This is a genomic window from Serratia sp. CY33802 (assembly GCF_052169095.1).
Classification (GTDB): Bacteria; Pseudomonadota; Gammaproteobacteria; order Enterobacterales; family Enterobacteriaceae; genus Serratia; species Serratia bockelmannii.
This window is the reverse complement of the sequence record NZ_JBJNLL010000007.1, coordinates 88,888-114,553: the sequence shown is the minus strand read 5'-3', so window position 1 is coordinate 114,553 and position 25,666 is coordinate 88,888. Positions and strand designations below refer to the sequence as shown.

The following is a 25,666-nucleotide window of genomic DNA, read 5'->3' as shown; positions in this document are numbered from 1 at the left end:
GAAATAAAGCGGCTGAATCGCCGGCAGCGTGCAGCTGGGCGCAATTGCGGCATACACTCCGGCGCCGGGCGGTTATACTGGCGCCGAATTTTTGCAGAAAGGATAAACGATGAAGGCTTGGTTTCCTCTGTTGCTGACCTGCGGCGTCTTCGCCAGCGTCCGGGCCTGGGCGCACATTGACGAGCCGGACATCGCCGCCGACTGCCAAAAGGTGGCGAGCTACGCCGAACTGGGAAAAAAGGCCTATCAGCGGCAGGATTACGCTAAAGCCGCCGACATCTTTCGCGATCAGGCGGCTTGGAGCGAGTTTTGCGGCCTGAGCGAGCAGGCTGTCGCCACGGCTTACAACAACGTGGCGTTGTCGCTGATGCACGCCGGCGAATTGCTCAAGGCGCAGGCCTATCTGGCGCTGGCGCCGCACGATGACAAATCGCAGCACAACATGAGCCTGTTGCGCCAACGCCTGGCGCAGCGGCCACAGCCGCAGGGGCCGGCCGGCGTGTATTGGCAATACGCCGGGCGCGGCGTGTGGAGCGAAGTGACGGTGAAGCCGCAGGGCGAGCGGTGGCTGATTGATTTTTCCGGCTACGCCATGCCGCAGATGGGGTTGTATTACGGGCCGAACATGGGCGATTTCACCGCCGAGCTGCCCATTGAGCACGGCAAGGCTGTCTACCACCAGCATGAAGCGGAAAGCGCGCAGGTCTGCGACGTCATGCTGGAGTTTGGCGAACAAGCGCTGGAGATGCACACGCGGGGGGATTGCGGGTTCGGTCACAACGTGCGGGCGGAAGGGCGGTTCGTGCGGGTCGAATGACCCGCCCCGGCGATCGGGGCGAGAAGGGTTACGCCAGCGCGGCGGCGCCCAGCAGGTTTTTCCAAGCTTCCACATTGCCCAGATAGTTGCCGGCCGGCAGCAGATGCAGGCGACCTTCGCTGTCCTGCAGCGCAAAGGTCGGGAAGCCCTGGCCTTGCACTTTGGCCAGCAGCGCCCGGCTTTCCGCGATGTGTTGCGCGGTTGGCGCGCCGCTGCTAAAGCGCATTTCGGCGATAAACGCCGCCGAAGGCAACCCCAGCTCTTTCGCCAACGCTTCCAGCACCGGCGTGTCGGCGATGCGCCGGCCTTCCTGGTAGTGCGCCCGCTGAATGCGGTGCAGCATGTCCAGCCCGCGTCCCGCCAGTTTCTCCGCCGCCAGGATAGCGGTGATCGGCGGCTCGGAATCCATCACTGCCGTGGTGTCGCGCAGCAGGCCGTTGAAATAGGCTTCGCCGAAAGGCTGGCCCGTCATCTCCGCGATGCGTTTGTCGTGCGGAATGACGTAGTTGCGCCATTCGTCGGTGATTTGGCGGCGGTTGTTACCGGTCATCATGCCGCCGGCGTGCGGCACCACCTTCAGCCCGGGGAGGCTCTGAGCCGCTTTCACCAGCGGCGCGGCGCCGTAGCACCAGCCGCACAGCGGATCGAAAATATAATGCAGAGTGGTTTCGGTCATTTTTACTCCTCGCTTGGCGCGCGGCAGTTCACCGCGGCGCCAGGGCTGGTTCAATCACGCACGGGCGCTTATTGCGGCCACTTCATCTCGCCTTTCAGCACTTTCGCGCTCAGTTCCAGGCTCGACTCGTCTTTCAGCGTCGGGTAGTGTTTTTTCATCGCTTCAATCAGCGCGGCGGAATCCTTGGCTTTCGGCAGCTCGGCTTCCAGCGTGGTCAGGTATTTTTGGGTAAAGTGCACCGATGCCAGCGTTTGCGCTGCGCCCGGCAGGAAGTGGCCCGGCACGACGACCTGTGGCTTCAGTGCTTCGATATTTTTCAGCGTCTGCTGCCAGTGCTGGCGCGATTCTACGCTCTGGTTGTCGGCGATCCACGGATGGATATTGTCACCGGCGACCGCGACACCGCCCACGACCGCTTTCAGCGCCGGGATCCACACGAAGGTGCGATCGGGGGTCGGGCCGTTCAGGCCTTTCACTTCCACTTTCTGGCCGTCGATGGTGAAGCTGTCGCCCTGCAGCGGCTGCGGCACGATCACGGTTTTCGGCGCGTTGTCTTTCAGGATCGGGCCCCAATAGGCGACTTTACCGTCTTTGGTGGCGTTGATGTCCTTGATGGTGCCTGGCGAAGCGATGATTTTCGCCTCCGGGAAGGCTGCCTTGATCACGTCCAGACCGAAATAGAAATCCGGGTCTGAGTGGCTGATATAAACGGTGGTCAGTTTCTTGCCGGTCGCCTTGATCTTTTTCACCAGCTCTTCGGCATCGTTACGCTGGAACTGAGCGTCGATCAGCGCCACTTCGTGTTTGCCGCTGACGATTTCGGAAGACACCGGGAACACGCTTTTCTCGCCCGGGTTATACACTTCCATGGTCAGGGTATCGGCAGCGGTGGCGTAAGTGCTCAGGGTGGCGACGCCGGTGAAGGCCAGAGTTAACAGTGATTTCTTAAACATGGGCAGAGGTCCTTAGGTATCGGTTAATGTTGTAATGATGTTAGGTTGCATAAAGCGATAGAAAAACCGGATAATAAGCAATTATTCGTTGCATAAATCGGACTAATTATGGATCGCATTACCGCCGCTGAGGTTTTTGTCACCATCGTCGATCGCGGCAGCATGATCGCCGCCGCGGAAACGCTGGAGATGTCGCGCGCGATGGTGACGCGCTACCTGGCGCAGATGGAGCAATGGGCCGGGGCGCGTTTACTGCACCGCACTACCCGTAAGCTTAGTCTGACCGACGCCGGGGAGCGTACTTTGGAGCGCTGCCGACAAATGTTGGCGCTGGCGGGGGAAATCGATCTGGTGGAGGAAGGGCAGAGCGACGAGCTGCGCGGCCTGCTGCGCATCACCTGTTCGCAATCGCTCGGGCAAACGGCGCTGGTGGGGGCGGTCGCTCAGTATCTGAAGCGCCATCCGCAGGTGGCGGTCGATCTGCAGATGAACAATAGGGCGGTGAATCTGGTGGAAGAGCGCATCGATCTGGCGCTGCGCATCACCAATGAGCTGGATCCCAACCTGATCGCCCGGCCGCTGTCCACTTGTGCGTCGGTGGTGTGCGCCGCGCCCGCTTATCTGGCGGCGCACGGTACCCCGCGCCAACCGCAGGATCTGGCGTTGCACAACTGCCTGACTTACTCCTATTTCGGCAAAAGCCTGTGGCATTTCGACGCACAGGGGGTGAAATCGGCGGTGGCGGTCAGCGGTAACCTGAGCGCCAACGAGTCGGTGGTGCTGATGGCCGGCACGGTGCAGGGGGCGGGCATTTCCATGCAACCCTATTATTCGGCGGCGCCGCTGCTGGCCAGCGGCAAACTGGTTGAGTTGCTGCCGGGTTATCGGCCGCAGTCGATGGGCATCTACGGCATCTACACCTCGCGCCGCCAGATGCCCGCCACCTTGCGCACCATGCTGGACTTTCTGGTGGAGTGGTTCGCCACCGATCCGCAGTGGCAGGCGACGCTGCGCTGATACTTCGGCAATATTCCCACGCCGCTTTCAGCGCCTGACGGCGGCGGCCAGCCGGGCGGCAAAGGCGGCGGCCTGCTGATGAAGGTGGTCGATAAAGGCGGTGACCAGCGCCGACGAAGGGCGGTGCAGCGGCCGGATCAGGCTGACGGTGAACGGTACGTCGATGCTGAATGGCCGCACCTGTACGCCGCTGCCGGCATAGTCGAGCGCGGTCAGCGGGTTAACGATCGACACCCCCACGCCGGCTCTCACCATGGCGCACACCGACGCCGCGCTGTGCGTTTCCATCACCATGCGGCGCTCGACGCCCTGTTCGCCGAACAGCGCATCCAGCAGGTGGCGATAGCTGTCGGTGCTCGACAGGCTGATAAAGTTCTGCCCGGCGAAGTCCTGCGGCGTCAGCCGATCTTTCACCAGCAGCGGGTGGCCCGTCGGCAGCACGCACACTTCGTTCAACGTCATCAGCGTCACCCGTTCGGTGCCCGCGGGTGTCAGGGTGGTTTCCGTCAGCCCGAGATCGTGGCGCTGGGCCGACAACCACTCTTCCAGCAGCGGCGACTCTTGCGGGATCACGCTGAAGCTGACTTCCGGGTAACGTTCGATAAAGGGCCGGCACACCGCCGGCAGCAGCGATTGGGAAAATACCGGCAGGCACACGATCGACAGCTGCGCCTGCTGAAACTGGCGAATGCCGGCGGCGGCGTTGACGATGCGATCGAGGCCATAATAGGAGCGTTGCACTTCTTCGAACAGCCGTAGGCCCTGCACCGTGGGGGACAAGCGCCCGCGCACCCGGTCGAACAGCTGCAGCCGGATCAGCTTCTCAAAGCGCGCCAGCTCACGGCTGACGGTCGGTTGCGAGGTTTGCAACAGGGCTGCCGCCTCGGTCAGGTTGCCGGTGGTCATCACCGCCCGAAAGATTTCGATCTGCCGCAAAGAGATGCTGTGCATGGCGAGGCTGCTCGACTATAGAGAAAGTCATATCATAAATGAATAGACTACGGCTAAATAGATATTTTTCACCCGATTCAGCGTGCGGCACTATGGCTCTATCTGCCGTCATTTTCGAATTGGGAATATCGCCATGCCTCGCCCGTTGCACGACACCTCCACCGCGTTGAATGCCGCTAACCTGTTGGCCTTGCCGCCGCGTTTCGGTTGCCCGGTCTGGGCCTATGATGCGGACATCATCAGCCAGCGCATCGCTCAGCTGCGCCACTTCGACACCATTCGTTTCGCACAGAAGGCCTGTTCGAATATTCATATTTTGCGTTTGATGCGCGAGCAGGGCGTGAAGGTGGATTCGGTGTCGCTGGGTGAGATCGAACGGGCGCTGCAGGCCGGTTTTCAGCCGGGCGGCGAACCGAGTGAGATCGTGTTTACCGCGGACGTGTTGGATCATGCCACGCTGGCGCGCGTCAGCGAATTAAAGATCCCGGTCAACGCCGGTTCCATCGATATGTTGGATCAGCTCGGCCAGGTTTCCGCAGGGCATCCGGTGTGGCTGCGCATTAACCCGGGGTTTGGCCACGGCCACAGCCAGAAAACCAACACCGGCGGCGAGAACAGCAAGCACGGCATCTGGTATGCCGATCTGCCGCAGGCGGTGGAGAAGATCCGCCGCTACGGCCTGAAACTGATCGGCGTACACATGCATATCGGTTCCGGCGTCGATTATCAGCATCTGGAGCGGGTCTGCGATGCGATGGTGCAGCAGGTGATCGATCTCGGTCATGACATCAGCGCCATTTCCGCCGGCGGCGGCCTGTCTATCCCGTATCAGTACGGCGAAGAGGCGATCGATACCGAACACTATTTCGGTTTGTGGAACCGGGCGCGTGAACGCATCGCCGCGCATCTGGGGCATCCGGTGCAGCTGGAGATTGAACCCGGGCGTTTCCTGATGGCGGAAGCGGGCGTCTTGGTGGCCGAGGTGCGGGCGGTGAAAGACATGGGCAGCCGCCACTTCGTGCTGGTGGACGCCGGTTTTAACGATCTGATGCGCCCGGCAATGTACGGCAGCTATCACCATATTTCACTGTTGCCGGCCGATGGGCGCGCGACCACGGGGCAACCGCTGCGCGAAACGGTGATCGCCGGGCCGCTGTGCGAATCCGGCGACGTCTTCACCCAGCAGGCGGGCGGCGGCGTGGAAACCCGCGAACTGCCGCCGGTCCAGATCGGCGATTATCTGGTGTTCCACGACACCGGTGCCTACGGCGCGTCGATGTCCTCCAACTACAACAGCCGCCCGCTGTTGCCTGAAGTGCTGTTCGAAAACGGCGAGCCGCGTTTGATCCGCCGCCGCCAAACCATCGAAGAACTGATCGCGCTGGAGCTTATCTGATCAGCGGGCGGGCGCCTGGCGCCCGCTTTACAGCGTCATGCGGCGGTGCTGGCCATTGGGCAATTGCACATCCAGCGACAGCGTGCCGCCCATCGCCTCGATATAGCGTTTGAGCGACGACAGCTTTATTTCGCTGCCGCGCTTTTCCAAATTGGCGACGGAGGGTTGGCTGATGCCGAGCCGCTTCGCCAATTCAACCTGAGAGACCGCCAGCTCTTCCCTCAGCATTGCCAGCCGCAGCTCGAAAATTTCCTTGTCCGCTTTTTGCCTGGCTGCGGCAACGACGGCGGGATCGAGTTTATCGATCAGTTGGGATAAAGGTTTGGCCATCTGCACTACCTCCGGGTTGCCAGATAATGTGAAAACTCCATGGCGGCGATGGGCAACATGCGCTGGTAAAAGCGTTGGTCGCCAGTTTTATCGCCGCCGCACAGCAATACCGCTTGCCGCTGTGGGTCAAAGGCGAAAAACACTCTGAAAGGGCGCCCGCGATGTTGAACGCGCAGCTCCTTCAACTGCCGGGCCGCGTCGGAAAAATGCAGCGTATCGGCGTGCGGCCGCGCCAACTGCGGGCCGAACGTCTGTAATTTGAAGATCGCCGCAGGATGCTGGTTTGCTGGGCGTTGTTCAGCGCTAAAAACCAGTCGTCGAACCGTTCGACGGTCACCACTTGCCACATGATGCGCTCAGAATATAGCTTTTATGCTATATAGTGTAAAGGTTATTGTTCGAACAATATGCACGAACGCAGGGAGCGGAAAAAATCCAAAAGCGGGAAATGCGGCGGGCTACGCAATATGAACGCATGGGTGACTGCTCACCCATGCAGCGATGTCATTACGGCTGTTCGTGCGCGTTGTTGAGGGTGGCGACCGAGTGGCGGCGCACCAGCGTCGGGCTGAACATGTTGGTGATTTCCGGCAGCGGTTGCCGGTTGGCCAGCGCCAGGGCCAGCTCTGCCGCCTGGGTGGCCATCGCGACGATAGGGTAGCGAATGGTGGTCAGGCGTGGGCGCAGGTAGCGCGAAATCAACACGTCGTCGAAACCGATCAGCGAAATTTCCCCCGGTACGTCGACGCTGTTATCGCTCAGCACCGACAGCGCGCCGGCGGCCATCGGATCGTTGTAGCAGGTAATGGCGGAGAACGAACGGCCGCGGCCGAGCAACTCGGTCATCGCCTGTTCGCCGCCGATCTCGTCCGGTTCGCCATAGGCGATCAGCTTTTCATCCACCGCGATACCGTGTTCCCGCAGCGCGTCGAGATAGCCCTGCAGCCGGTCGGTGGCGTCGGAAATCTGGTGGGTGGAGCAGATGATGGCGATGCGCTGATGCCCTTGCTGGATCAGATGACGGGTCGCCAGCCAGGCGCCGTAGCGATCGTCGAGCGCCACGCAGCGTGTTTCGAAGCCCGGCAGCGTGCGGTTGATCAGCACCATGCCCGGGATCTGTTGCATCCAGCCGCAAAGTTCCTGATCGCTCAGCCTTTTGGCGTGCACCACCAGCGCTTCGCAGCGGTGCCGCACCAGCTGTTCAATCGCCTGGCGCTCTTTTTCGGCGTCGTGGTAACCGTTGCCAATCAGCAGAAAATTATGGGTGGCGTAGGCCACCTGCTCGACCGCTTTGACCATTGCGCCGAAGAAGGGATCGGAAACGTCGGAGACGATCAGGCCCAGCGTCTCGGTGGATTGCTGCGCCAGCGCTCGTGCGTTGGCGTTAGGGTGATACTGCAGTTGTTCCATGGCGGCCAGCACCGCGGTGCGCGACCCTTCGCTGGCCTTGGGGGAATTGTTTATCACGCGGGATACCGTGGCCACGGAAACACCCGCCAGCCTGGCAACATCCTTTATCGTAGCCATATCAGTCAACACATCCTGGGTAATCGCTTACATCCCCCAGTTTTGCGGAAAAAAACCGGGGCTGCAAGCGGTCTCGTGCGCAACTTGTGGCGGCCGTTGCAGAATCTCTTCGAGTCTGTACGCATAACCATCGACGACCGAACGATAGCGCAATTTGTACGTTGGCACTGGCGCCGGGCTGAGGTAACGTCTGTGCATTCCGATTTGCGCCGAGAATGCCATGTCCATTAAACGCTATCCGCAGCTCGCCCATTGGGGCGCTTATACCGCCGTGGTTGAAGACGGTCGGCTTATCCGTTGTGAACCCTTCGTCGACGATCCCGACCCTTCGCCGCTGCTCGATTCCATCGTCCCGATGGTCTACTCCGACAAACGCATTCGCAAACCGGCGGTGCGCCGCTCGTGGCTGCAAAAGCGCGAGGGCAGCGACCGTACGCTGCGCGGCAGGGAAGATTTCGTCGAGGTGGGCTGGGAGTTAGCGCTCGATTTGGTGGCGGAAGAGAATCGCCGGGTGCGCGATCGTTACGGCGCCTCCGGGTTGTTTACCGGTTCTTATGGCTGGTCGTCGGCCGGGCGGCTGCACCATGCACGCTCGCTGGTGCGGCGGTTCTACTTCGGCGGCGGCGGCGGGGTCGATCAGCAGGGCAACTACAGCTGGGGCGCGGCGCAGTTCTTTCTGCCGTATGTGATCGGCACTTTCTCGCCCTTGACCGGGCGCGTCACCAGTTGGCCGAGCGTGGTGGAGCATTGTGAGTTGTTTGTGGCGTTTGGCGGGCTGGCGCTGAAAAACGCTCAGGTCTCTTCCGGCGGCGCGGCGGAACATGCGCTCAAACCCTGGCTGCAAAAGCTGGCGCATAAGGGCACGCCGGTGATCAACATTAGCCCGATGCGCGACGACTGCCCCGCGTTCGTCAACGCGGAATGGATCCCGATCCGGCCGAATACCGACGTGGCGCTGATGCTGGCGCTGGCTTATGAAATCCAGCGGCTGGGCGCGCAGGATGAAGCCTTCCTGCACAGCCACTGCGTGGGCTATCAACAGCTGGCGGATTACCTGAACGGCGCCGGTGACGGCGTGGCGAAAACCCCCGACTGGGCCAGCGCCATTACCGGCATTCCGGCGGCGCGTATTGCGCTGCTGGCGCGGCAACTGATCGGCGTGCGCAGTTTCATCACCTGCTCCTACTCCGTGCAACGCGCACATCGGGGGGAGCAACCGTATTGGATGATGATCGCGCTGTCGGCGATGCTGGGCCAGGTGGGGCTGCCGGGCGGCGGTTTCTCGTTCGGCCACGGCTCGATGAACGGCGTCGGCAACCCGCGCGTGGATACCCCCGCGCCGACCATGCCGGTAGGCGAAAACCCGGCCGGGCTGGCGATCCCGGTGGCGCGCATCTGCGACATGCTGTTGCACCCCGGCGAAGCCTATCAATTTTGCGGCGAGACGCGGCATTATCCGGATATCCATTTGGTGCACTGGGCCGGCGGCAACCCGTTCCATCATCATCAGCAGTTGAATCGGCTGGTGGAGGGGTGGCAGAAGCCGGACACGGTGATCGTTCAAGATATCTGGTGGACGGCGGCGGCCAAAATGGCGGACATCGTGCTGCCGGTCACCAGTTCGCTGGAGCGTAACGACATAGGCGGCTCGTCGCGCGATCGCTACGTGTTGGCGATGCATCAGGCCATTGCGCCGCAGCATCAGGCGCGCAACGATTTCGATATTTTCGCCGATCTGGCGGAGCGTCTCGGCTATCGTGAGCGCTTTACCGAGAATCGCGACGAGCGGGCTTGGATCGAAGCTATCTACCGGCAATGCGGCGCAGCGCAGCAGCGCGCCGGCGTCGCCTGGCCCGAGTTTGAGGATTTCTGGCGCCGGGGCTATGTCGAACTGCCCGCGCCGGCCAAAGAGTTCGTCTTTTTTGAGGCGTTCCGCGCCGATCCGCAGGCTAACCCGCTGCAAACGTCCAGCGGCAAGATAGAGCTGTTCAGCGAGCGGATCGCCGGCTATCGCTACGAAGATTTCGCGCCGCATCCGCAGTGGCGGCCGCCGGTGGAGTGGCTGGGCGCGCCGCAGGCCAAAAACTGGCCGCTGCACCTGATCTCCATTCAACCGAGCGATCGCCTGCATAGCCAGATGGATCCGGCGCCGCTGGCGCAGGGCAACAAGACTGCCGGGCGCGAAACCTTGTACATGCATCCGGACGATGCGGCGCCGCGCGGCGTGGCGGACGGCGCCGAAGTGCTGGTTAGCAACGCACGCGGCAGCTGTCTGGCGGGGGTATCGCTCACCGATGGCGTGACGCGCGGCGTGGTGCTGATGGCGACCGGCGCCTGGTTCGAGCCGGGTTACGACGCGCAGCGCCGGCCGGTCGAGCAGGCGGGCAACCCGAACGTGCTGACGCTCGATATCGGCACCTCGCCGCTGACGCAGGGGCCGAACGCCATGAGCTGTCTGGTGGAGGTCAGCGCATTCACCGAACGTCGGGATCAAGATAGTTAGCACTGACCAGCAATTGGGTCGACAGCGGGATGTTATCGCGTTGCTGCTGACGCAGTTGTGTCGCGGCCGCGGCGAAACTGGAGACTGTTAATGACAGTGTGAAGTGTTGCCCAACCTCGTTATCCGGTACAAGGATGTGTAATGCTTCCCGATCGACGGATAAACGATAGTTGGGTAGATGTCTTTGGCGTGGTTGCCCGGGGGCGAGTGAAAAGGAAAGGGGCTCACCATCATCGTTGCGTAATTCATCAACCGTGAGGCTGAGATAGCTAGAAGCATCGGTTGCGCCGCCTCCTTCTGCCAGGTTTCTATTCTCCCGCAGAGTGAACCCCTGCAACTGCACGGGCTCATCGCAAGTCAACCGATACTGCAATGGGGCGCTGTGCAGCAGAGTGGATTGCTGAGACAGTGTCCCAATATTGTGCTCCCCCAGATAAATGCTGTTTTGTGTGGTCGTTAGCGTGCAGTTAGCGTTAGCCCCAAAACTGATGGCTATGGCTGCCAACCCATAATAAATCACTTTCATGTGTTCTCCTGATATCGATGAACGTTTAGCGACACACGGCTTCGGAGTGGCTGATGCCGGCACGATTGCGGGAAGAGGTGTCTGCAGCAATTGCGAAATAACATGCCTGTCCCGACGAGTTTTTCATGCTGAAGCGTTGTGAGGACGCATCGTTCTTCGCGTGGTGCGCTTTCTGATGTTCAATGAAGGCTGCGCCCTGATCATTGGTAAAAGCGACCACTCGTTGTTGTTCATCCAAAATCATGCTGCCGATAGCGGGTCTGGTGCCGTCTGCATAGCTAATCTGGACAATGGCCCGCAATGTATTAATGGCATCGATATTGATATGTTTAACGCTGCCACGTGCCAGATTGATCTTGCGCACGCCGTTATCGATATCGGCACCGGGAGGTAAGGTGCTTGTGTCTACGTTAATCAGGCTTGGTTGATACTCACGCAGCCTTGGGATGACCGCCTTACCTTGCTTGCCATAGGTTTTCACCTTGCCGCCTGGCGTAGACACGCTGACTCCGGCGAGGCCCGGTATCGACAAGACGCCGAAGGTATCGCCGATTTTCTGTGGTGAGAGCGTTAGCCCGCTACTGTCTGCCACCAGGGAGCCAGAGGCACTGTAGTAAAATGCCTGCTGATTTTCTGACAGATGGCTATAGCTGCCGGAAAGCGTTGTGAACGGACTCAAATAGTTCACATTGCCTGAGTAGGTGCCGTTGTTGGATTGGGTGTCCTGTGTTGCATTGAATCCATAAGCCAGATCGCCATTCAACGCTTGGCCGGAAAGCGAATTGCTGATGCTACGATTTCTTCCGTTGCTTATCATATTGGCGCTATAACGTCGGTTTTTTCCCAGCGGTAATGAAAGGGTGGCGAACACCCTGGTATCGTTATCGCGAACCTCGCGGCTGCGCTCTTTTTCCAGGCTAATGCCAACGGTGGCTGCGCCAAATTGACGGTTCCAGAAGGCGTAGACTCGTTGATTTTGTTGCTTATCTCCGCCTTCAGCGCGTGTAACGCCTAAAGATAGATTTCCGATGTATTTATGGTGCCAGCCTAGGCCCAGGCTGTAGCTTTGACGTTGGTGTGAAGATGACTCACCGTGCGATACAGGCCAATAAGTTCCTTCGCCGTCATCTTTACGCGGAGAACGGAGCTGTGTGGGCGAGCGGTATCGCTCTGACTGGATGCTGTAACCGGCGTTCAGCTTAAGGTTTTTTATCAGGGGCAATGCGCTATTCAGCTGCAGCTTCGTGCCCTTTCCGCTTGACGACTGCGCCACGTGGCTCAAGGCTGTAAAACGATAATCGCTATTGGCAACGCTATAACCGGCGGCGATGCCGCGATAATCGCGGCTGAGGAAACTTCCCCCTCTCACCTGGTGGTGGTTGAGCCATGGCAAAGAGAATGAGCCAGTGATGAAAGGCATTTCTGTGCTTTTTGCCAGGCTGTGAGTGCGCCCGAGAGCAAGGGAGTAACTGCCCTGGCGGGGAGTAGAGCGTCCTGAGCTCGTCAGATAAGGGACGATGAATTGTTTGCGGCTACCGTTGCTTTCCGTGACGGTGACGGACAAATCGACTGCGTCGAACTGCGCAGGGATATCAGTCAGGCGGAAAGTGCCCGGTTGCACCTGCGTGGCGTAAACTAATCTGCCATTCTGAAAAATCTCAACCTTGGCTTGGCTCTCGGCGATACCTTCGACTACCGGCACATCACTGCGTTGACTCAATGACAGCGACGAGTCAGGCAGCCATTGCAGGCCATCTAAGGTAATGCCGCTGTAAAGCGAATCTGATAACGTCGCTCGTCCCAAACGCATCATGGCGTCGTGATCCGTCAATGTCCGCTGCAGATAACTATTATAAGGCGTGTACCCCTGATGTCGTTCTGACTTGTTATAGGTACCATTATGGCGAAACAGCCAATTGTTGCTGTTGAAGCCGGTTTCCAACGCCGCATAATCACTGCTGTGAGTTTGGCTGTCGAATCGGCTCGCGGTATAATTCAGCATCAGGGCATGGCCGCCAAATTCATAGTCCGCCGGTTGTCGACGGATATAGCGCTCGGGCAACAGCAAAATCAATTGATTATTACCGGTTTCATTGTCGATGCGGCTGCCTTGATAACATTGGCTCATCAGCATTTCTGCCTGAGTGTTGAGCTTGCAGGGGTGTAATCCCAGGCTTTCTACGAGTTCAGCGTCGTATTGCCATTCGCCTTGTTTGTCTATGTTGACTTCATGCCGTCCATGATTTTGTCCGTTGACGTTGATGAATAACGCTTGTTTTCCTGCGGGGAATTTCGCTCCAGAGGAAAAGTAATCAGCAATCTCACTGGGTAATCCAAGTGCGCGCATCATTTCAATATCGTAGTCAGCCAGGCTGGTCGAGGCATAGCCTATAGGCAGACAAAACGCCAGCAGACGTAGCGGTATATGCAATTTCAAAGGCTGCCTCACTGGATTGGGGCAAGGTTGACCGTGATATCGGGTATGGCGCGCCCCGTGTTACTGATTGGCGTGAAGTGCAAACGGGAGGGGGGGCTGGTAAGCCTATCGCTCTTACGTGTACCGATCGTTTGCCCAGGCAGCAAATAAGGTTGTTCTAAAACAAACTGCTGGTTACTGGGTTGTACGGTGATGGAAGGGGCTAACCTGATAACGTAAGGGCTGAGATTTTTGACTTGTATAGAATGCCCATTTTGTTGCCAATGCAAGGTTTGCCAGGGAGATTTGTTTTCCACCAGCGCGGAGGGTGTGGCGATAGCGACGACCCGATGCCGAGTATTCACCTTAAGCTGGTTGCTTTTTTCTCCCATATCGGGAATTTCCTGGAAATAGATATGGCGCATTTGCTGACGGGTTTTATCAAGTCCCGGGGGATCGGCAAGCATGACGCGTACCAGCTGAGATTTACCCGGATCAATACGCGCGGCTGGCGGAGAAAGAATGAATAAGGGATCTTCTCCTTGCTTGCTTAATGCATTTTTAACAACGGATGAGAATAGCAATACAGGATAATTACCGATATTATCGACTCTTACCGTTGTCTCTCCTTTCTCTTGATTGACCAAGAGGCTTATTTTTTCCAGTTTAATGGTTGCTTGGCCATAAAATGGAGTAAGCAATATAAATATTGCGGTGAGATAATGGATGAGACCTTTCATTTTATTTCCTGAATAGCGGAGAATAACGAACTCTAGTCAAAGGACGTTAAGGTATTTTGCCAAACAAAGAGGCTGAAATAAGTGGGGGCAGCGAAGTGTCCCCACCTGGTGATTACAGGTAGTGAACCGAAAGATTCACAGAAGCTTGCAATGCAATGCTGTCTTGCATTTGGATGCTTTTATCATCAATGTAGCTAAGCGGGGTAAGGAATGAACGGTAGTTGAATGTGCCGCTCAGGTTCTGACCGATCGCCATGTTGTCGTAATTAGCATCTGATGTGACCGCAAAGCGATTACCTGAGGCAACAGAGAACATAGCCTGTTCGTGATCTGCACCGTCAGTTACATTGGTCAAATCAAAAATAGCATCGCCTTCAGGAATCAGCGCCGCACGCACGGTTTCACCATCCATAGCGATATCTGACAGTGCAAGGCCCAGCACGGCGATATCTTTATTGCTGGCGTCTTTTGCCAGCGATGCGGTGAAGCTTCTGTCCATATATTGATAATCGGCATCGCCGCTGGCGCTGGTAACTTCAATGCCCATGCTGGTCGGTGCCGTGCAGTTTACGGTGAACGGGATGCTGCCCATGCCGTTGCCTTCCAACTGGACAGGATTTACTTTATCAAAAGCTTCGCTGGAATGGCGGCCAAGATCAATGCTATTGGTGTTGGCAGCAATACTGCAGCTGGTGTTATTGTAAATTTCTCCGGAGAAATCTACAGACGTACTGGCTGTTTTTGCGGCCAGTACGCTCGTGCACGACAGAGGTAGCAGGGCTAAAAATAAATATTTCTTCATTCAGGTCTCCTTCTGAGAATATGCCACTAAATAAATACAAGTCGTATTGCTTGAAAATATAAAGCAAGGATGTCGCAATTTTTTACTAGCGATTCAATGCAGGGTTATTTTATTTTTCAATCTCAATTCTTGCAATATTCTGCTAAAAATTTACATCAAAATAGATTTATATTCTGATTGATTGGTTTTTATTATTCAATTTTAATTATTAATTCTGTTTGGTTGTTAGTGCATAGGTTTTATTGCTTGCGGTTTTTTTAATTATTAATAATTAATTATCCTCGGCGCGCACTTTTTCCGGGAGATCACGATAACAGCAAGGTCTGGAGGTGGCTCTGTTGTTAGCTAGCGCTTTTTGACTTTGTCTTTTTATTGTTACCGTGCTTGAAAATCAAGAAAACGCATTGCATACGTTGATCAAAATGACACGTTGGATATCACGTCTAACTTGGCTCTTGCGTTTGAGAATAGTTTTCGTAATTGATTTCTTTAGCGTGGATGATACAAGAGGGATTAAAGGATCTGCTTCAGTCTCGATTAGGCCGAACCCTCATGTGCTGCACTTACCTGCATATGCGCATGGTCTTTTTGCTCCCCTCACTCGCTTCCTGCGGATGACGCATCATTATTGATCTTTCCGTCGTGAGGATTATTTAAGTTTCATTGAGTTATTACAACAGAACGCGGGAAATTTACAGCTGGTTGCATTTGGAGCAGAACTCTTGCGATTCGGCGGTAGTTTCCTGCACGACATCTCTCTAGAGTAGGTGATCCCAGAGGTATTGATTGGTGAGAAATCAGCATACTCTGTATGTTGAAGCCATTTTCAATTGCACCAACCTACGCGGATGCGTAGGTTTTTTTTTGCCTGCCATATAGTATTCTTTTCCCTACAACGATTTACGCCTCCATGGTCAAGGGAGAAGGGCATGATCTTTTCACTGCTGCGCGCGCTGTTTCGCCTGTTGTTTCGGGTTCGGGTCGAAGGGGACGTCCAGCACTTCGAGCGGCAAAAATTACTGATTACGCCGAACCACGTCTCTTTCCTCGACGGCGTGCTGTTGGCGCTATTCCTGCCGATAAAACCGGTGTTTGCGGTTTACGCCAGCATCGGCGAGAGCTGGTTTATGCGCTGGCTGCGGCCTTACATCGATTTTGTCTCGCTCGATCCTACCAAGCCGATGGCCATCAAGCAGCTGGTGCGGATGGTCGAACAGGGACGGCCGATCGTGGTGTTCCCTGAAGGGCGCATCACCGTGACCGGCGCGCTGATGAAAATCTACGACGGCGCGGCGTTTATCGCCGCCAAATCGGGCGCCACCGTGGTGCCGGTGCGGATCGACGGCCCCGAATTCAGCCCGTTCGGCCGTATGGCTGGGGTGTTCAAGATCCGCTGGTTCCCGCAAATCAACATTCGCATCTTGCCGCCGACCACGCTGCCGATGCCGGAGGCGCCGCGTGCGCGCGATCGCCGGGCGTTGGCGGGCGATCGGCTGATGCAGATTATGATGCGGGCGCGGATGGACACGCGCGAACCGCAGACGCTGTTCCATGCCTTGCTGGCGGCGCAGCACCGCTATGGGCGCCGAAAACCGTGTATCGAAGACATCGCTTTCAAAGAAGACAGCTACCAGACGCTGATCAAAAAATCGCTGGGTGTCAGCCGCATTCTGCAACGCTTTACCGCCGAAGGGGAACACGTCGGGCTGCTGTTGCCGAACGCCACTATCACCGCGGCGGCGATCTTCGGCGCTTCGCTGCGCAATCGCATTCCGGCGATGCTCAACTACACCGCCGGCGCCAAGGGCCTGAACAGCGCGATGACGGCCGCCGGCATCAAGACCATCGTCACCTCGCGCCAGTTTCTGGAGAAGGGCAAGCTGACCCACCTGCCGGAACAGATGCCGCAGGCTAACTGGATGTATCTGGAAGATCTGAAAGACACCGTCACGCTGGCGGATAAGCTGTGGATCCTGCGTCACTTGCTGCAGCCGCAACGCGCGGCGTTGCCGCAACGCCCGGAGGACGCGGCGCTGATCCTGTTCACGTCTGGATCTGAAGGCCACCCCAAGGGCGTGGTGCATTCGCACGCCAGTCTGCTGGCCAACGTAGAACAAATCCGCACCATCGCCGATTTCACGCCGCGCGACCGCTTCATGTCGTCGCTGCCGCTGTTCCACTCGTTCGGCCTGACGGTGGGGCTGCTTACGCCGCTGATCACCGGCAGCCGCATTTTCCTCTACCCCAGCCCGCTGCACTATCGCGTGGTGCCGGAGCTGGTGTATGACCGTAACTGCACGGTGCTGTTCGGCACGGCGACCTTCCTTAACAACTATGCGCGCTTCGCGCATCCGTATGATTTTGCCCGCCTGCGCTATGTCGTGGCCGGCGCGGAGAAACTGGCGGACAGCACCAAACAGATCTATCAGGACAAATACGGCATCCGCATTCTGGAAGGCTATGGCGTGACCGAGTGCGCGCCGGTGGTCTCGATCAATGTGCCGCTGGCGACCAAGGTGGGCACCGTCGGCCGCATCATGCCGCAGATGGAGGCGCGCCTGATCGCGGTGCCGGGTATTGATAACGGCGGCCGTCTGCAGCTGAGGGGGCCGAATATCATGAAAGGCTATCTGCGGGTTGAGCGCCCCGGCGAACTGGAGCCGCCGGCGGCGGAAGATGCGAATGGTGTACTGCAGCCGGGCTGGTATGACACCGGTGATATCGTCAGCCTGGATGAGCAGGGTTACTGCACCATTCGCGGCCGCGTGAAACGCTTCGCCAAGCTGGCGGGTGAGATGGTGTCGCTGGAGAGCGTCGAACTGCTGGCGCAACGGCTGTCGCCGGAAAAACTGCATGCCGCCACGGTCAAAGGCGACAGCAGCAAGGGGGAGGCGTTGGTGCTGTTCACCACCGATCCCGCTATTACCCGCGAGGCATTGCTGCGGGTGGCGCGCGAACTGGGCAGCCCGGAGCTGGCGGTGCCGCGCGATATTCGCCTGCTGAAAACGCTGCCGGTGCTCGGCAGCGGCAAACCCGATTTCGTCACCCTGCGTCATATGGCCGAACAGCCGGAGAGTGCCTGATGAATCCTTCGACCGAGTCCCCTTTGTTGTCACGCGGCATGATCGCAGTGATCAGCGCACAGTTCCTCTCGGCGTTCGGCGACAATGCGTTGCTGTTCGCCACGCTGGCGTTGATCAAGCAGCAGCTGTATCCAGACTGGAGCCAGCCGATCCTGCAGATGGCCTTTGTCGCCACCTATATCATTCTGGCTCCATTCGTCGGGCAGATCGCCGACAGCTTTGCCAAAGGGCGGGTGATGATGTTCGCCAACGCCCTAAAATTGGCGGGAGCGTTGGTGATCTGTTTTGGGGGGAACCCGTTCCTGGGTTACAGCCTGGTCGGCGTGGGGGCCGCCGCATATTCACCGGCCAAATACGGCATTCTGGGCGAGATCACCAGCGGCGAGAAACTGGTCAAGGCTAACGGCCTGATCGAGGCCTCGACCATCGCGGCCATTCTGACCGGTTCGGTGGCCGGCGGTATTCTGGCGGACTGGCATGTGGTCGCGGCGCTGGCGGCCTGCGCCTTGGTTTACGCGGGGGCCGTGGTCGCCAACCTGTATATTCCGCGTCTGGCGGCGGCGCGCCCGGGGGCTTCATGGCGGCCGCGGGCCATGACGAACAGTTTCTTTACCGCCTGCGTTACGCTGTGGCGCGATGGGCAGACGCGTTTCTCCCTGATCGGCACCAGCCTGTTTTGGGGGGCCGGCGTGACGCTGCGTTTTCTGCTGGTGCTATGGGTGCCGGTGGCGCTGGGTATCGCCGATAACGCCACGCCGACGCTGCTGAACGCCATGGTGGCCGTCGGCATCGTGGTGGGCGCGGGTGCCGCCGCGCGCTTCGTCACGCTGAAGACGGTGAAACGCTGTATGCCGGCCGGGATCCTAATCGGCGTCGCGGTCGCGGTATTTGCGCTGCAAACGACCATGCTCAATGCCTACGTCTTGCTGGCGATCATCGGCATACTGGGAGGCTTCTTCGTCGTACCGCTCAATGCGTTGCTGCAGGAGCGGGGCAAACATTCGGTCGGCGCCGGCAATGCGATCGCGGTGCAAAACCTGGGTGAAAACGCCGCCATGTTGCTGATGCTGGGCCTGTATTCTTTGGTCGTGAAGCTGGGCGTGCCGGTAGTGGGCGTCGGCGTAGGGTTTGGCGTGGTGTTTGCGCTGGCGATTTGCGCGTTGTGGTGGTCACAGCGGCGGTGAAACGGGGCGCAGCCTGGCTGCGCCCTCAGGGTATTAAGGTGCCGGAATGGTAAACCGGGTGTGGATTTCTTCGAGCGCCTGCAGCACGTCCTCATCCAGAATCACGTCGAGGCTGTCGAGGTTGATTTTCAACTGCTCCACCGAGGTGGCGCCCAACAGGGTGCTGGCGACGAACGGCTGCTGACGCACGAAGGCCAGCGCCATCTGCGAAGGGTCCAGCCCGTGTTTTTTGGCCAGCGCCACGTATTCGGCGATCGCCAGCTGGGTTTGCTGCCCTGAATAACGATTGAAGCGGGTGAACAGCGTATTGCGCGCACCGGTCGGTTTAGCGCCGTTGAGGTATTTACCGCTCAGCGTACCGAACGCCAGGCTGGAATAGGCCAGCAGTTCTACCCCTTCGTGCTGGCTGATCTCGGCCAGGCCAATCTCAAAGCTGCGGTTCAGCAGGCTGTACGGGTTTTGGATCGACACGATGCGCGGCAGTTCGTGTTTCTCCGCCAGCTGCAGATAGCGCATCACGCCCCAGGGCGTTTCGTTGGAAACCCCGATATAGCGAATTTTACCGGCGCGCACCTGCTCGGTCAGCGCCTCCAGCGTTTCCAACAGCGTGACCGTAGCTTTGTCGTCGGTGTATTGATAGTTGAGTTTGCCAAAGCAGTTGGTGGCGCGCTGCGGCCAGTGCAATTGGTAAAGATCGAGATAATCGGTATTCAGCCGCTTGAGGCTGGCGTCCAGCGCGGCGCGGATGTTTTTGCGATCCAGCGCCTGCTGCGGACGGATGCTGCTGTCGGTACCGCGCACCGGGCCCGAGACTTTGCTGGCCAGGACGATTTTTTCGCGATTGCCGCGCGCTTTGATCCAACTGCCGATATAGCTCTCGGTCAGGCCCTGGGTTTCCGGGCGGGGCGGTACCGGGTACAGTTCGGCGGTGTCTATCAGGTTCACGCCTGCGGCCAATGCATAGTCCAGTTGCGCATGGGCGTCGGCTTCGCTGTTCTGTTCGCCAAAGGTCATGGTGCCCAGTCCCAGCACGCTCACTTCTAAAGAACTGTGGGGAATACGGTGGTATTGCATTAACGGCCTTCCTTTCTTGTTAGCGCTGACGGGCCGTGCGGCCCGGTGAAACAGGAGCCCAATTCAGAAGACGGCGCAAAGTCCGTCGGGCGGCGATGTCGCCTTTCCTGACTATAACCAAGCGGTGAAGATGGGGGAAGCGGATTCCGTGCGGACACGAATGAGGGCTACCGCGCTCGAGCGGGCGATAGCCGGCGGGCGGTGATTAGCGTTCGATAACCTGGGAAACCTGATCGCCGTTGATCTGGCGGTGGTTGCCTTTCTCATCTTTATAACTGATGAGTCCGGTGTCTGTGTCGATCTCTGGTTTGCCTTGCGTCAGGATCATGTTGCCGTCTTTGGTCGCCATGACGTAGTCGCTGGAACATCCCGTCAAACCGGCGGCCATCACCAGCGCAGACACTGCCATTACCCACTTTTTCATCCTGCGGATCCTCGATTATGCAGAAAACAATGTTCTTTCAAGATTAGCAAACTCTTGGCCGGGGGCGTCTCAGATAAGTCTTTATCTGATAAGAAAAAGTGAAATGAGGGGGCAACGAAACGGCGGAAGCCGCCTATGGCGGCCTCCGCGTAGGGTTATTCCGGCGAACGGTTTTTCTTGCTGCGCATCAGATTGAGCGCCTCTACCGACATGGAGAAGAACATGGCGAAGTAGATGTAGCCTTTCGGCACGTGCACCTGGAAGCTTTCCAGCATCAGCGTGAAGCCCACCAGGATCAGGAACGCCAGCGCCAGCATTTTTACCGACGGATGGCGATTGACGAATTCGCCGATCGGCCGGGCGGCGAACATCATCACGCCGACGGCGATCACCACCGCCGCCATCATGATGAACAGATGGTCGGAGAGGCCCACGGCGGTAATCACCGAGTCCAGACTGAAGATGATATCCAACAGCATGATTTGCACGATCGCGCCGAAGAAGCTGTGCACCTTGGTGTGGTGCTCTTCTTCCGACCCCTCGATGGTTTCGTGGATCTCTTTGCTGGCTTTCCAGATCAGGAACAATCCCCCCAGCAGCAGGATCAAATCGCGGGCGGAAATAGAGTGATCCAGCACGGTGAACAGCGGGTGCGTCAAGCGGATCACCCAGGCTATGGAGGCCAACAGCGCCAGACGCATAATCATGGCGGCGGCCAGCCCGAGCCGGCGAGCTTTGTTCTGTTGCGCTTTGGGCAGCTTGGCCACCACCAGCGACAGAAAAATGATGTTATCAATACCCAGTACGATCTCAAGAATGGTTAGCGTACCTAACGCTAACCAGGCATTGGGATCCATAATCCATTCGAACATTGCCCGACACACCTTAATACTAAATAAATGCAAAGTGTGAATTATACGCGTTTATCGCGGCGCTGACAGGGTTAGCTAAACCAGAGTTAAACGAAATCGCCTAGATTGAGAAATGTCTTGCCAGCAGCGCGCCGGTAAAACCCTTTTTCAGATAGAAACCGCGCGGCAGCGTCATGATAGGTTGCCCCTGTTCGCCGATGGCTTCGGTGAGCGCCTTGTTGTTGGCCGCTTTGGGGCGCAGTTGCAGCACTTCGCCGTGGCGCGCGGTGATGCGTTCTACGTGACCGAGCACGATCAGATCCATCAGTTCTTCCCAATCGCGGCGCAACCTCTCTTCTTCTGCCGCGCTCGGGCTCCACAGCAGCGGCGAACCGACGCGGCGCTGGGCCAGCGGGATCTGCCGTTCGCCTTCTACCGGTATCCATAACACGCGCGCCAGCTTGTGGCGAACGTGGCTGCTGGCCCAGGTGACGCCGCTGTTGCCGGTGAGCGGGGCGACGCAGACAAACGTGGTTTCCAGCGGTTTGCCGGCGGCGTCGACAGGAATGGTTTTCAGCTCAATGCCCAGCTCGGGAAAATCCTGTTCCGGTTTGCTGCCGGCCATGGCGCCGAGATACAGCTCCAGCAGCATGCCCACCCAACCCTTATCGCGTTTCAGATCCTTGGGGATCGGCAATTGCGCACGGGCGGCCAGTTCACCAAAGCTGAAGCCGGCCAGCGCCTGAGCGCGCTCGAACAGCTGCCGTTCATTTTCCGGCGGGGGCGGCAAAGGGGATAAAAATGCCATAAATCAAGCCTGTCGAATTTGGTTGAAAAATGTACTGCAATTATACGCGGCGAGCGATAACCGCTGTCGCCTGGGGAAAAGAATAATAGTAGCATGATTTTACATGACTTTTTTTCTTTCCTTACGTGGCCGACAATACACTCACGGGGCTTGTTCACCTGAAGCCACCGACAATAAACAGGATCTTACACCTATTTATCCACAGATTTATGGGATAACCCAAATTTTTGCCGATCACTGGTTCAATTTACAGCCTTGACTCAGGCGGTTTTTTACGAATTTGTCCGTTTTGTGCGTAACTTGCCCGCATAATCTGTGGATAAAAACGGCGTTGGTGGATCTTTCGCCAGGGTAAGATCCTTACCGTGCATAGATCACATTTTTGACCTGTTCACCATTGCGTGTTGTTGGTTAATTATATGTTTTTAAAGTAAATGTTTATTTTTCGGTATGAGGGGATATTTGAGGGTGTGAGAGTTTTACCGGCTTATCCCTCGAGTTCTGCACACACCTATCCACAGAAAAAGTGAATAAAACCGGCTTAAAAGGCTGGGGTATGTTTATAACTTTGCCTATATCTGTGAGTTATCCCAATGTTATCCGGCCCGCAGCACCGTAAAGCAGTGGTTTACCGCCTGTAGCTTGTGTGAAACAATCAGGACATCTATGCGAATTTAAGCTTATCGAGGTAGTCCGGTGATCGATGATGATGGCTACCGCCCGAATGTTGGTATCGTAATCTGTAATCGTCAGGGGCAGGTCTTATGGGCCCGCCGTTACGGTCAGCACTCCTGGCAGTTTCCCCAAGGTGGGATTAACCCTGGCGAAACTGCGGAGCAGGCGATGTACCGTGAGCTGTTCGAAGAAGTGGGGCTGAGTAAAAAGGATGTGCGCATCCTGGCTTCGACCCGCAACTGGTTGCGCTATAAATTGCCGAAACGTTTGGTGCGTTGGGACACAAAGCCGGTTTGTATCGGCCAAAAGCAAAAATGGTTTTTGTTGCAGCTACTGTGCAATGACGCTGATATCAATATGCAGCGCAGCAGCACGCCGGAGTTCGACGGTTGGCGCTGGGTGAGCTTCTGGTATCCGGTGCGCCAGGTGGTGTCGTTCAAACGCGACGTTTACCGCCGGGTGATGAAAGAATTCGCCGTGACCGTGATGCCGATGCAAGAGCAGGCGGCGCCGCGGCAGGCCCCCGCTTATCGCCGAAAGAGAGGTTAAGTTAAGCCGACTATGCTCACGCGCTTGCGAGAAATTGTAGAGAAGGTGGCCGCGGCGGCCAGTCTGACGGATGCGCTGGATCTGCTGGTCAATGAAACCTGTCTGGCGATGGACACCGAAGTGTGTTCCATCTACCTGGCGGACAACGATCGCCGCTGCTACTACCTGATGGCCACGCGCGGTCTGAAAAAGCCGCGCGGGCGCACTATCGCATTGGCGTTTGACGAGGGCGTCGTCGGGTTGGTCGGCCGCCGGGCCGAGCCTATCAACCTGGCCGATGCTCAAAGCCATCCCAGTTTCAAATATGTCCCTCAGGTGAAAGAGGATCGTTTCCGATCCTTCCTCGGGGTGCCAATCATTCACCGGCGCCAGCTGTTGGGCGTGCTGGTGGTGCAGCAGCGTGAGCTGCGCCAGTTCGACGAAAGCGAAGAGTCTTTCATGGTCACCCTGGCCACGCAGATGGCCGGGATCCTGTCACAGTCGCAGCTTAACGCCATTTTCGGCCAGTATCGCCAAACGCGCGTGCGCGCGCTGGCGGCCTCGCCCGGCGTGGCGGTGGCGGAAGGGTGGCAGGACAGCAGCCAGCCTTCGCTCGATCAGGTTTACCGCGCGTCGACGCTGGACACCGCCAGCGAGCGCGAGCGCCTGACGTTGGCGCTGGAAGAGGCCGGCGCGGAATTTCGTCGCTTCAGCAAGCGTTTTGCCGCCAGCTCGCAAAAAGAGAGCGCGGCGATCTTCGATCTTTATTCTCACCTGCTAAACGATGCCCGCCTCAAGCGCGAATTGTTCGCCGAAATTGATAACGGCTCGGTGGCGGAATGGGCGGTGAAGCAGGTGATAGAAGCCTTTGCCGAACAGTTCGCCAAACTGCAGGACACCTATATGCGCGAGCGCGGCAGCGACCTGCGCGCGCTGGGCCAGCGCCTGCTGTTCCACCTCGACGACACCACTCAGGGCGCCACCCAGTGGCCGGCGCGTTTTGTGCTGGTGGCGGATGAACTGACCGCGACATTGCTGGCCGAAGTGCCGCAGGATCGCCTGGTCGGCGTGGTGGTGCGCGACGGCGCCGCCAACTCGCATGCGGCGATTTTGGTGCGGGCGATGGGCGTGCCGACGGTGATGGGCGCCGACATCCAGCCTTCTCTGCTCAGCCAGCGGCTGCTGATCGTTGATGGGTATCGCGGCGAACTGCTGGTCGATCCTGAGCCGGTGCTGGTGCAGGAATACCAACGGCTGATCAGCGAAGAACAGGAACTGAGCAAGCTGGCGGAAGACGACGTCGAACAGCCGGCGCAGTTGAAAAGCGGCGAACGCGTTCAGGTGATGTTGAACGCCGGCCTCAGCCCGGAACATGAACAGCTGTTGGGCGGCCGGGTGGACGGCGTGGGATTGTACCGCACTGAAATTCCGTTCATGTTGCAAAGCGGTTTCCCTTCCGAAGAAGAACAGGTCGCGCAGTATCAAGGTATGTTGCAGCTTTACCCCAACAAACCAGTCACGTTGCGCACGCTAGACATCGGCGCCGACAAGCAACTGCCCTACATGCCGATCAGCGAAGAAAATCCCTGCCTGGGCTGGCGCGGCATTCGCATCACTCTGGACCAGCCGGAGATCTTTTTGATACAGGTGCGCGCCATGCTGCGCGCCAATGCCGGCACCGGCAACCTGGGCATTTTGCTGCCGATGGTCACCAGCCTGGAAGAGGTCGATGAGGCCAAGCGCCTGATTGACCGCGCCGGGCGCGAGGTGGAAGAGGTGCTTGGCTACGCGATCCCGAAACCGAAAATCGGCGTGATGCTGGAAGTGCCGTCGATGATTTTCCTGATCCCGCATTTGGCCGGGCGCGTCGACTTCATCTCGGTAGGCACCAACGATTTGACCCAGTACCTGCTGGCGGTGGATCGCAACAACACGCGGGTAGCCTCGCTGTACGACAGTCTGCATCCCGCGATGCTGCAGGTGCTGAAGCTGATCGCCGAACAGGGGAAAGCGGCCGGGCTGCAGCTTAGCCTGTGCGGTGAACTGGCCGGCGATCCGATGGGCGCGCTGTTGCTGGTGGGCATGGGCTATCGCAATCTGAGCATGAACGGCCGCAGCGTGGCGCGCATCAAATACCTGCTGCGACATATCGACCTTGCCGACGCGGAAGTGTTGGCGTTCCGGGTGTTGAACACCCAAATGACCACGGAAGTGCGCCATTTGGTGGCGGCGTTTATGGAGCGACGCGGCATGGGCGGGTTGATTCGCGGCGGCAGATAATCGCCGCGCGATGTGATTTTTTTACAGAACTTTTCCCGCGCTGCCGGCCCGGACCGCGCTAAGCCTATGTTATGATGCGCAACCTCAGCGCGACGCATGTTCGTC

General features: G+C 58.1%; 21 protein-coding genes and 1 pseudogene. 8 read left to right on the top strand and 14 right to left on the bottom strand.

Translation table 11 applies throughout. The features are described 5' to 3' along the window. The first annotated feature begins 109 nt into the window (after positions 1 to 109). Positions 110 to 817: a tetratricopeptide repeat protein gene (locus ACJ8HA_RS19270; RefSeq protein ID WP_442515453.1), complete on the top strand. Its 708-nt coding sequence runs from the start codon at positions 110 to 112 to the stop codon at positions 815 to 817. Positions 818 to 845: 28 nt separating this feature from the next. Here ACJ8HA_RS19270 and ACJ8HA_RS19265 read toward each other — a convergent pair whose 3' ends face one another. Both ACJ8HA_RS19265 and ACJ8HA_RS19260 read right to left on the bottom strand, forming a co-directional pair. Further along, positions 846 to 1,493 (bottom strand): DsbA family protein, encoded by a 648-nt coding sequence (locus ACJ8HA_RS19265; protein ID WP_025304083.1) that lies wholly within the window; start codon positions 1,491 to 1,493, stop codon positions 846 to 848. A 68-nt stretch (positions 1,494 to 1,561) separates the two neighbouring features. Continuing rightward, positions 1,562 to 2,446 carry an MBL fold metallo-hydrolase gene (locus ACJ8HA_RS19260; protein ID WP_025304082.1) on the bottom strand — a complete coding sequence of 295 codons (885 nt, stop codon included), beginning with the start codon at positions 2,444 to 2,446 and terminating at the stop codon, positions 1,562 to 1,564. 108 nt (positions 2,447 to 2,554) lie between these two features. Between ACJ8HA_RS19260 and ACJ8HA_RS19255 the strand changes: the two genes are divergently transcribed. Then, the gene (locus tag ACJ8HA_RS19255) at positions 2,555 to 3,463 is read left to right on the top strand and encodes a LysR family transcriptional regulator (RefSeq protein ID WP_442515452.1); all 909 of its coding nucleotides are present in this window, start codon (positions 2,555 to 2,557) and stop codon (positions 3,461 to 3,463) included. Positions 3,464 to 3,490: 27 nt separating this feature from the next. Here ACJ8HA_RS19255 and ACJ8HA_RS19250 read toward each other — a convergent pair whose 3' ends face one another. Continuing rightward, complete coding sequence (locus ACJ8HA_RS19250; RefSeq protein ID WP_173888467.1) at positions 3,491 to 4,414, bottom strand: LysR family transcriptional regulator; 924 nt, start codon at positions 4,412 to 4,414, stop codon at positions 3,491 to 3,493. 133 nt (positions 4,415 to 4,547) lie between these two features. Between ACJ8HA_RS19250 and lysA the strand changes: the two genes are divergently transcribed. Beyond that, entirely contained in the window at positions 4,548 to 5,810 is a 1,263-nt protein-coding gene (gene lysA / locus ACJ8HA_RS19245; protein WP_406903699.1) for a diaminopimelate decarboxylase, read from the top strand. Between the two features lie 27 nt (positions 5,811 to 5,837). Here lysA and ACJ8HA_RS19240 read toward each other — a convergent pair whose 3' ends face one another. From ACJ8HA_RS19240 to galR, 3 genes and pseudogenes are all read right to left on the bottom strand, one after another. Beyond that, positions 5,838 to 6,140, bottom strand: a complete 303-nt coding sequence (locus ACJ8HA_RS19240; protein ID WP_025304078.1) for a helix-turn-helix domain-containing protein — start codon at positions 6,138 to 6,140, stop codon at positions 5,838 to 5,840. Between the two features lie 5 nt (positions 6,141 to 6,145). Next, positions 6,146 to 6,489, bottom strand: a pseudogene (locus tag ACJ8HA_RS19235) (type II toxin-antitoxin system RelE/ParE family toxin). A 158-nt stretch (positions 6,490 to 6,647) separates the two neighbouring features. After that, on the bottom strand, positions 6,648 to 7,667 hold the full coding sequence (galR, locus tag ACJ8HA_RS19230) for an HTH-type transcriptional regulator GalR (RefSeq protein ID WP_028127674.1): 1,020 nt from the start codon (positions 7,665 to 7,667) through the stop codon (positions 6,648 to 6,650). A 220-nt stretch (positions 7,668 to 7,887) separates the two neighbouring features. Between galR and ACJ8HA_RS19225 the strand changes: the two genes are divergently transcribed. Then, entirely contained in the window at positions 7,888 to 10,170 is a 2,283-nt protein-coding gene (locus ACJ8HA_RS19225; RefSeq protein ID WP_043139815.1) for a molybdopterin guanine dinucleotide-containing S/N-oxide reductase, read from the top strand. On the opposite strand, the gene ACJ8HA_RS19220 is transcribed toward ACJ8HA_RS19225, so the two are convergent. The 4 genes from ACJ8HA_RS19220 to ACJ8HA_RS19205 all read right to left on the bottom strand — a co-directional run bounded on the left by ACJ8HA_RS19220 (position 10,142) and on the right by ACJ8HA_RS19205 (position 14,654). Further along, entirely contained in the window at positions 10,142 to 10,696 is a 555-nt protein-coding gene (locus ACJ8HA_RS19220; protein ID WP_025304075.1) for a hypothetical protein, read from the bottom strand. The genes ACJ8HA_RS19225 and ACJ8HA_RS19220 overlap by 29 nt on opposite strands. Positions 10,697 to 10,721: 25 nt before the next feature. Then, positions 10,722 to 13,133, bottom strand: coding sequence for a fimbria/pilus outer membrane usher protein (locus ACJ8HA_RS19215; RefSeq protein ID WP_442515451.1), 2,412 nt, complete (start codon positions 13,131 to 13,133; stop codon positions 10,722 to 10,724). Between the two features lie 8 nt (positions 13,134 to 13,141). Then, positions 13,142 to 13,852, bottom strand: a complete 711-nt coding sequence (locus ACJ8HA_RS19210; protein WP_167324571.1) for a fimbria/pilus periplasmic chaperone — start codon at positions 13,850 to 13,852, stop codon at positions 13,142 to 13,144. A gap of 112 nt (positions 13,853 to 13,964) precedes the next feature. Beyond that, on the bottom strand, positions 13,965 to 14,654 hold the full coding sequence (locus ACJ8HA_RS19205; protein ID WP_346421319.1) for a hypothetical protein: 690 nt from the start codon (positions 14,652 to 14,654) through the stop codon (positions 13,965 to 13,967). Positions 14,655 to 15,583: 929 nt separating this feature from the next. On the opposite strand from ACJ8HA_RS19205, the gene aas reads away from it, so the two are divergent. Both aas and lplT read left to right on the top strand, forming a co-directional pair. Then, positions 15,584 to 17,737 (top strand): bifunctional acyl-ACP--phospholipid O-acyltransferase/long-chain-fatty-acid--ACP ligase, encoded by a 2,154-nt coding sequence (aas, locus tag ACJ8HA_RS19200; protein WP_442515450.1) that lies wholly within the window; start codon positions 15,584 to 15,586, stop codon positions 17,735 to 17,737. Continuing rightward, positions 17,737 to 18,921, top strand: coding sequence for a lysophospholipid transporter LplT (gene lplT / locus ACJ8HA_RS19195; protein ID WP_142591611.1), 1,185 nt, complete (start codon positions 17,737 to 17,739; stop codon positions 18,919 to 18,921). The genes aas and lplT overlap by 1 nt, the downstream gene beginning before the upstream one ends. Positions 18,922 to 18,954: 33 nt before the next feature. On the opposite strand, the gene ACJ8HA_RS19190 is transcribed toward lplT, so the two are convergent. The 4 genes from ACJ8HA_RS19190 to mutH form a co-directional block, all read right to left on the bottom strand. Beyond that, complete coding sequence (locus tag ACJ8HA_RS19190; RefSeq protein ID WP_099817556.1) at positions 18,955 to 19,995, bottom strand: NADP(H)-dependent aldo-keto reductase; 1,041 nt, start codon at positions 19,993 to 19,995, stop codon at positions 18,955 to 18,957. Between the two features lie 205 nt (positions 19,996 to 20,200). Further along, positions 20,201 to 20,419 carry a YgdI/YgdR family lipoprotein gene (locus tag ACJ8HA_RS19185; RefSeq protein ID WP_049208158.1) on the bottom strand — a complete coding sequence of 73 codons (219 nt, stop codon included), beginning with the start codon at positions 20,417 to 20,419 and terminating at the stop codon, positions 20,201 to 20,203. Positions 20,420 to 20,574: 155 nt separating this feature from the next. After that, positions 20,575 to 21,291 (bottom strand): TerC family protein, encoded by a 717-nt coding sequence (locus ACJ8HA_RS19180; RefSeq protein ID WP_025304068.1) that lies wholly within the window; start codon positions 21,289 to 21,291, stop codon positions 20,575 to 20,577. Between the two features lie 100 nt (positions 21,292 to 21,391). Continuing rightward, entirely contained in the window at positions 21,392 to 22,078 is a 687-nt protein-coding gene (mutH, locus tag ACJ8HA_RS19175) for a DNA mismatch repair endonuclease MutH (RefSeq protein ID WP_025304067.1), read from the bottom strand. A gap of 696 nt (positions 22,079 to 22,774) precedes the next feature. Here mutH and rppH point away from each other — a divergent pair. Both rppH and ptsP read left to right on the top strand, forming a co-directional pair. After that, positions 22,775 to 23,302 carry an RNA pyrophosphohydrolase gene (gene rppH / locus ACJ8HA_RS19170; RefSeq protein ID WP_004931849.1) on the top strand — a complete coding sequence of 176 codons (528 nt, stop codon included), beginning with the start codon at positions 22,775 to 22,777 and terminating at the stop codon, positions 23,300 to 23,302. A 12-nt stretch (positions 23,303 to 23,314) separates the two neighbouring features. Beyond that, positions 23,315 to 25,561, top strand: coding sequence for a phosphoenolpyruvate--protein phosphotransferase (gene ptsP / locus ACJ8HA_RS19165; protein ID WP_025304066.1), 2,247 nt, complete (start codon positions 23,315 to 23,317; stop codon positions 25,559 to 25,561). Positions 25,562 to 25,666: the final 105 nt, after the last annotated feature.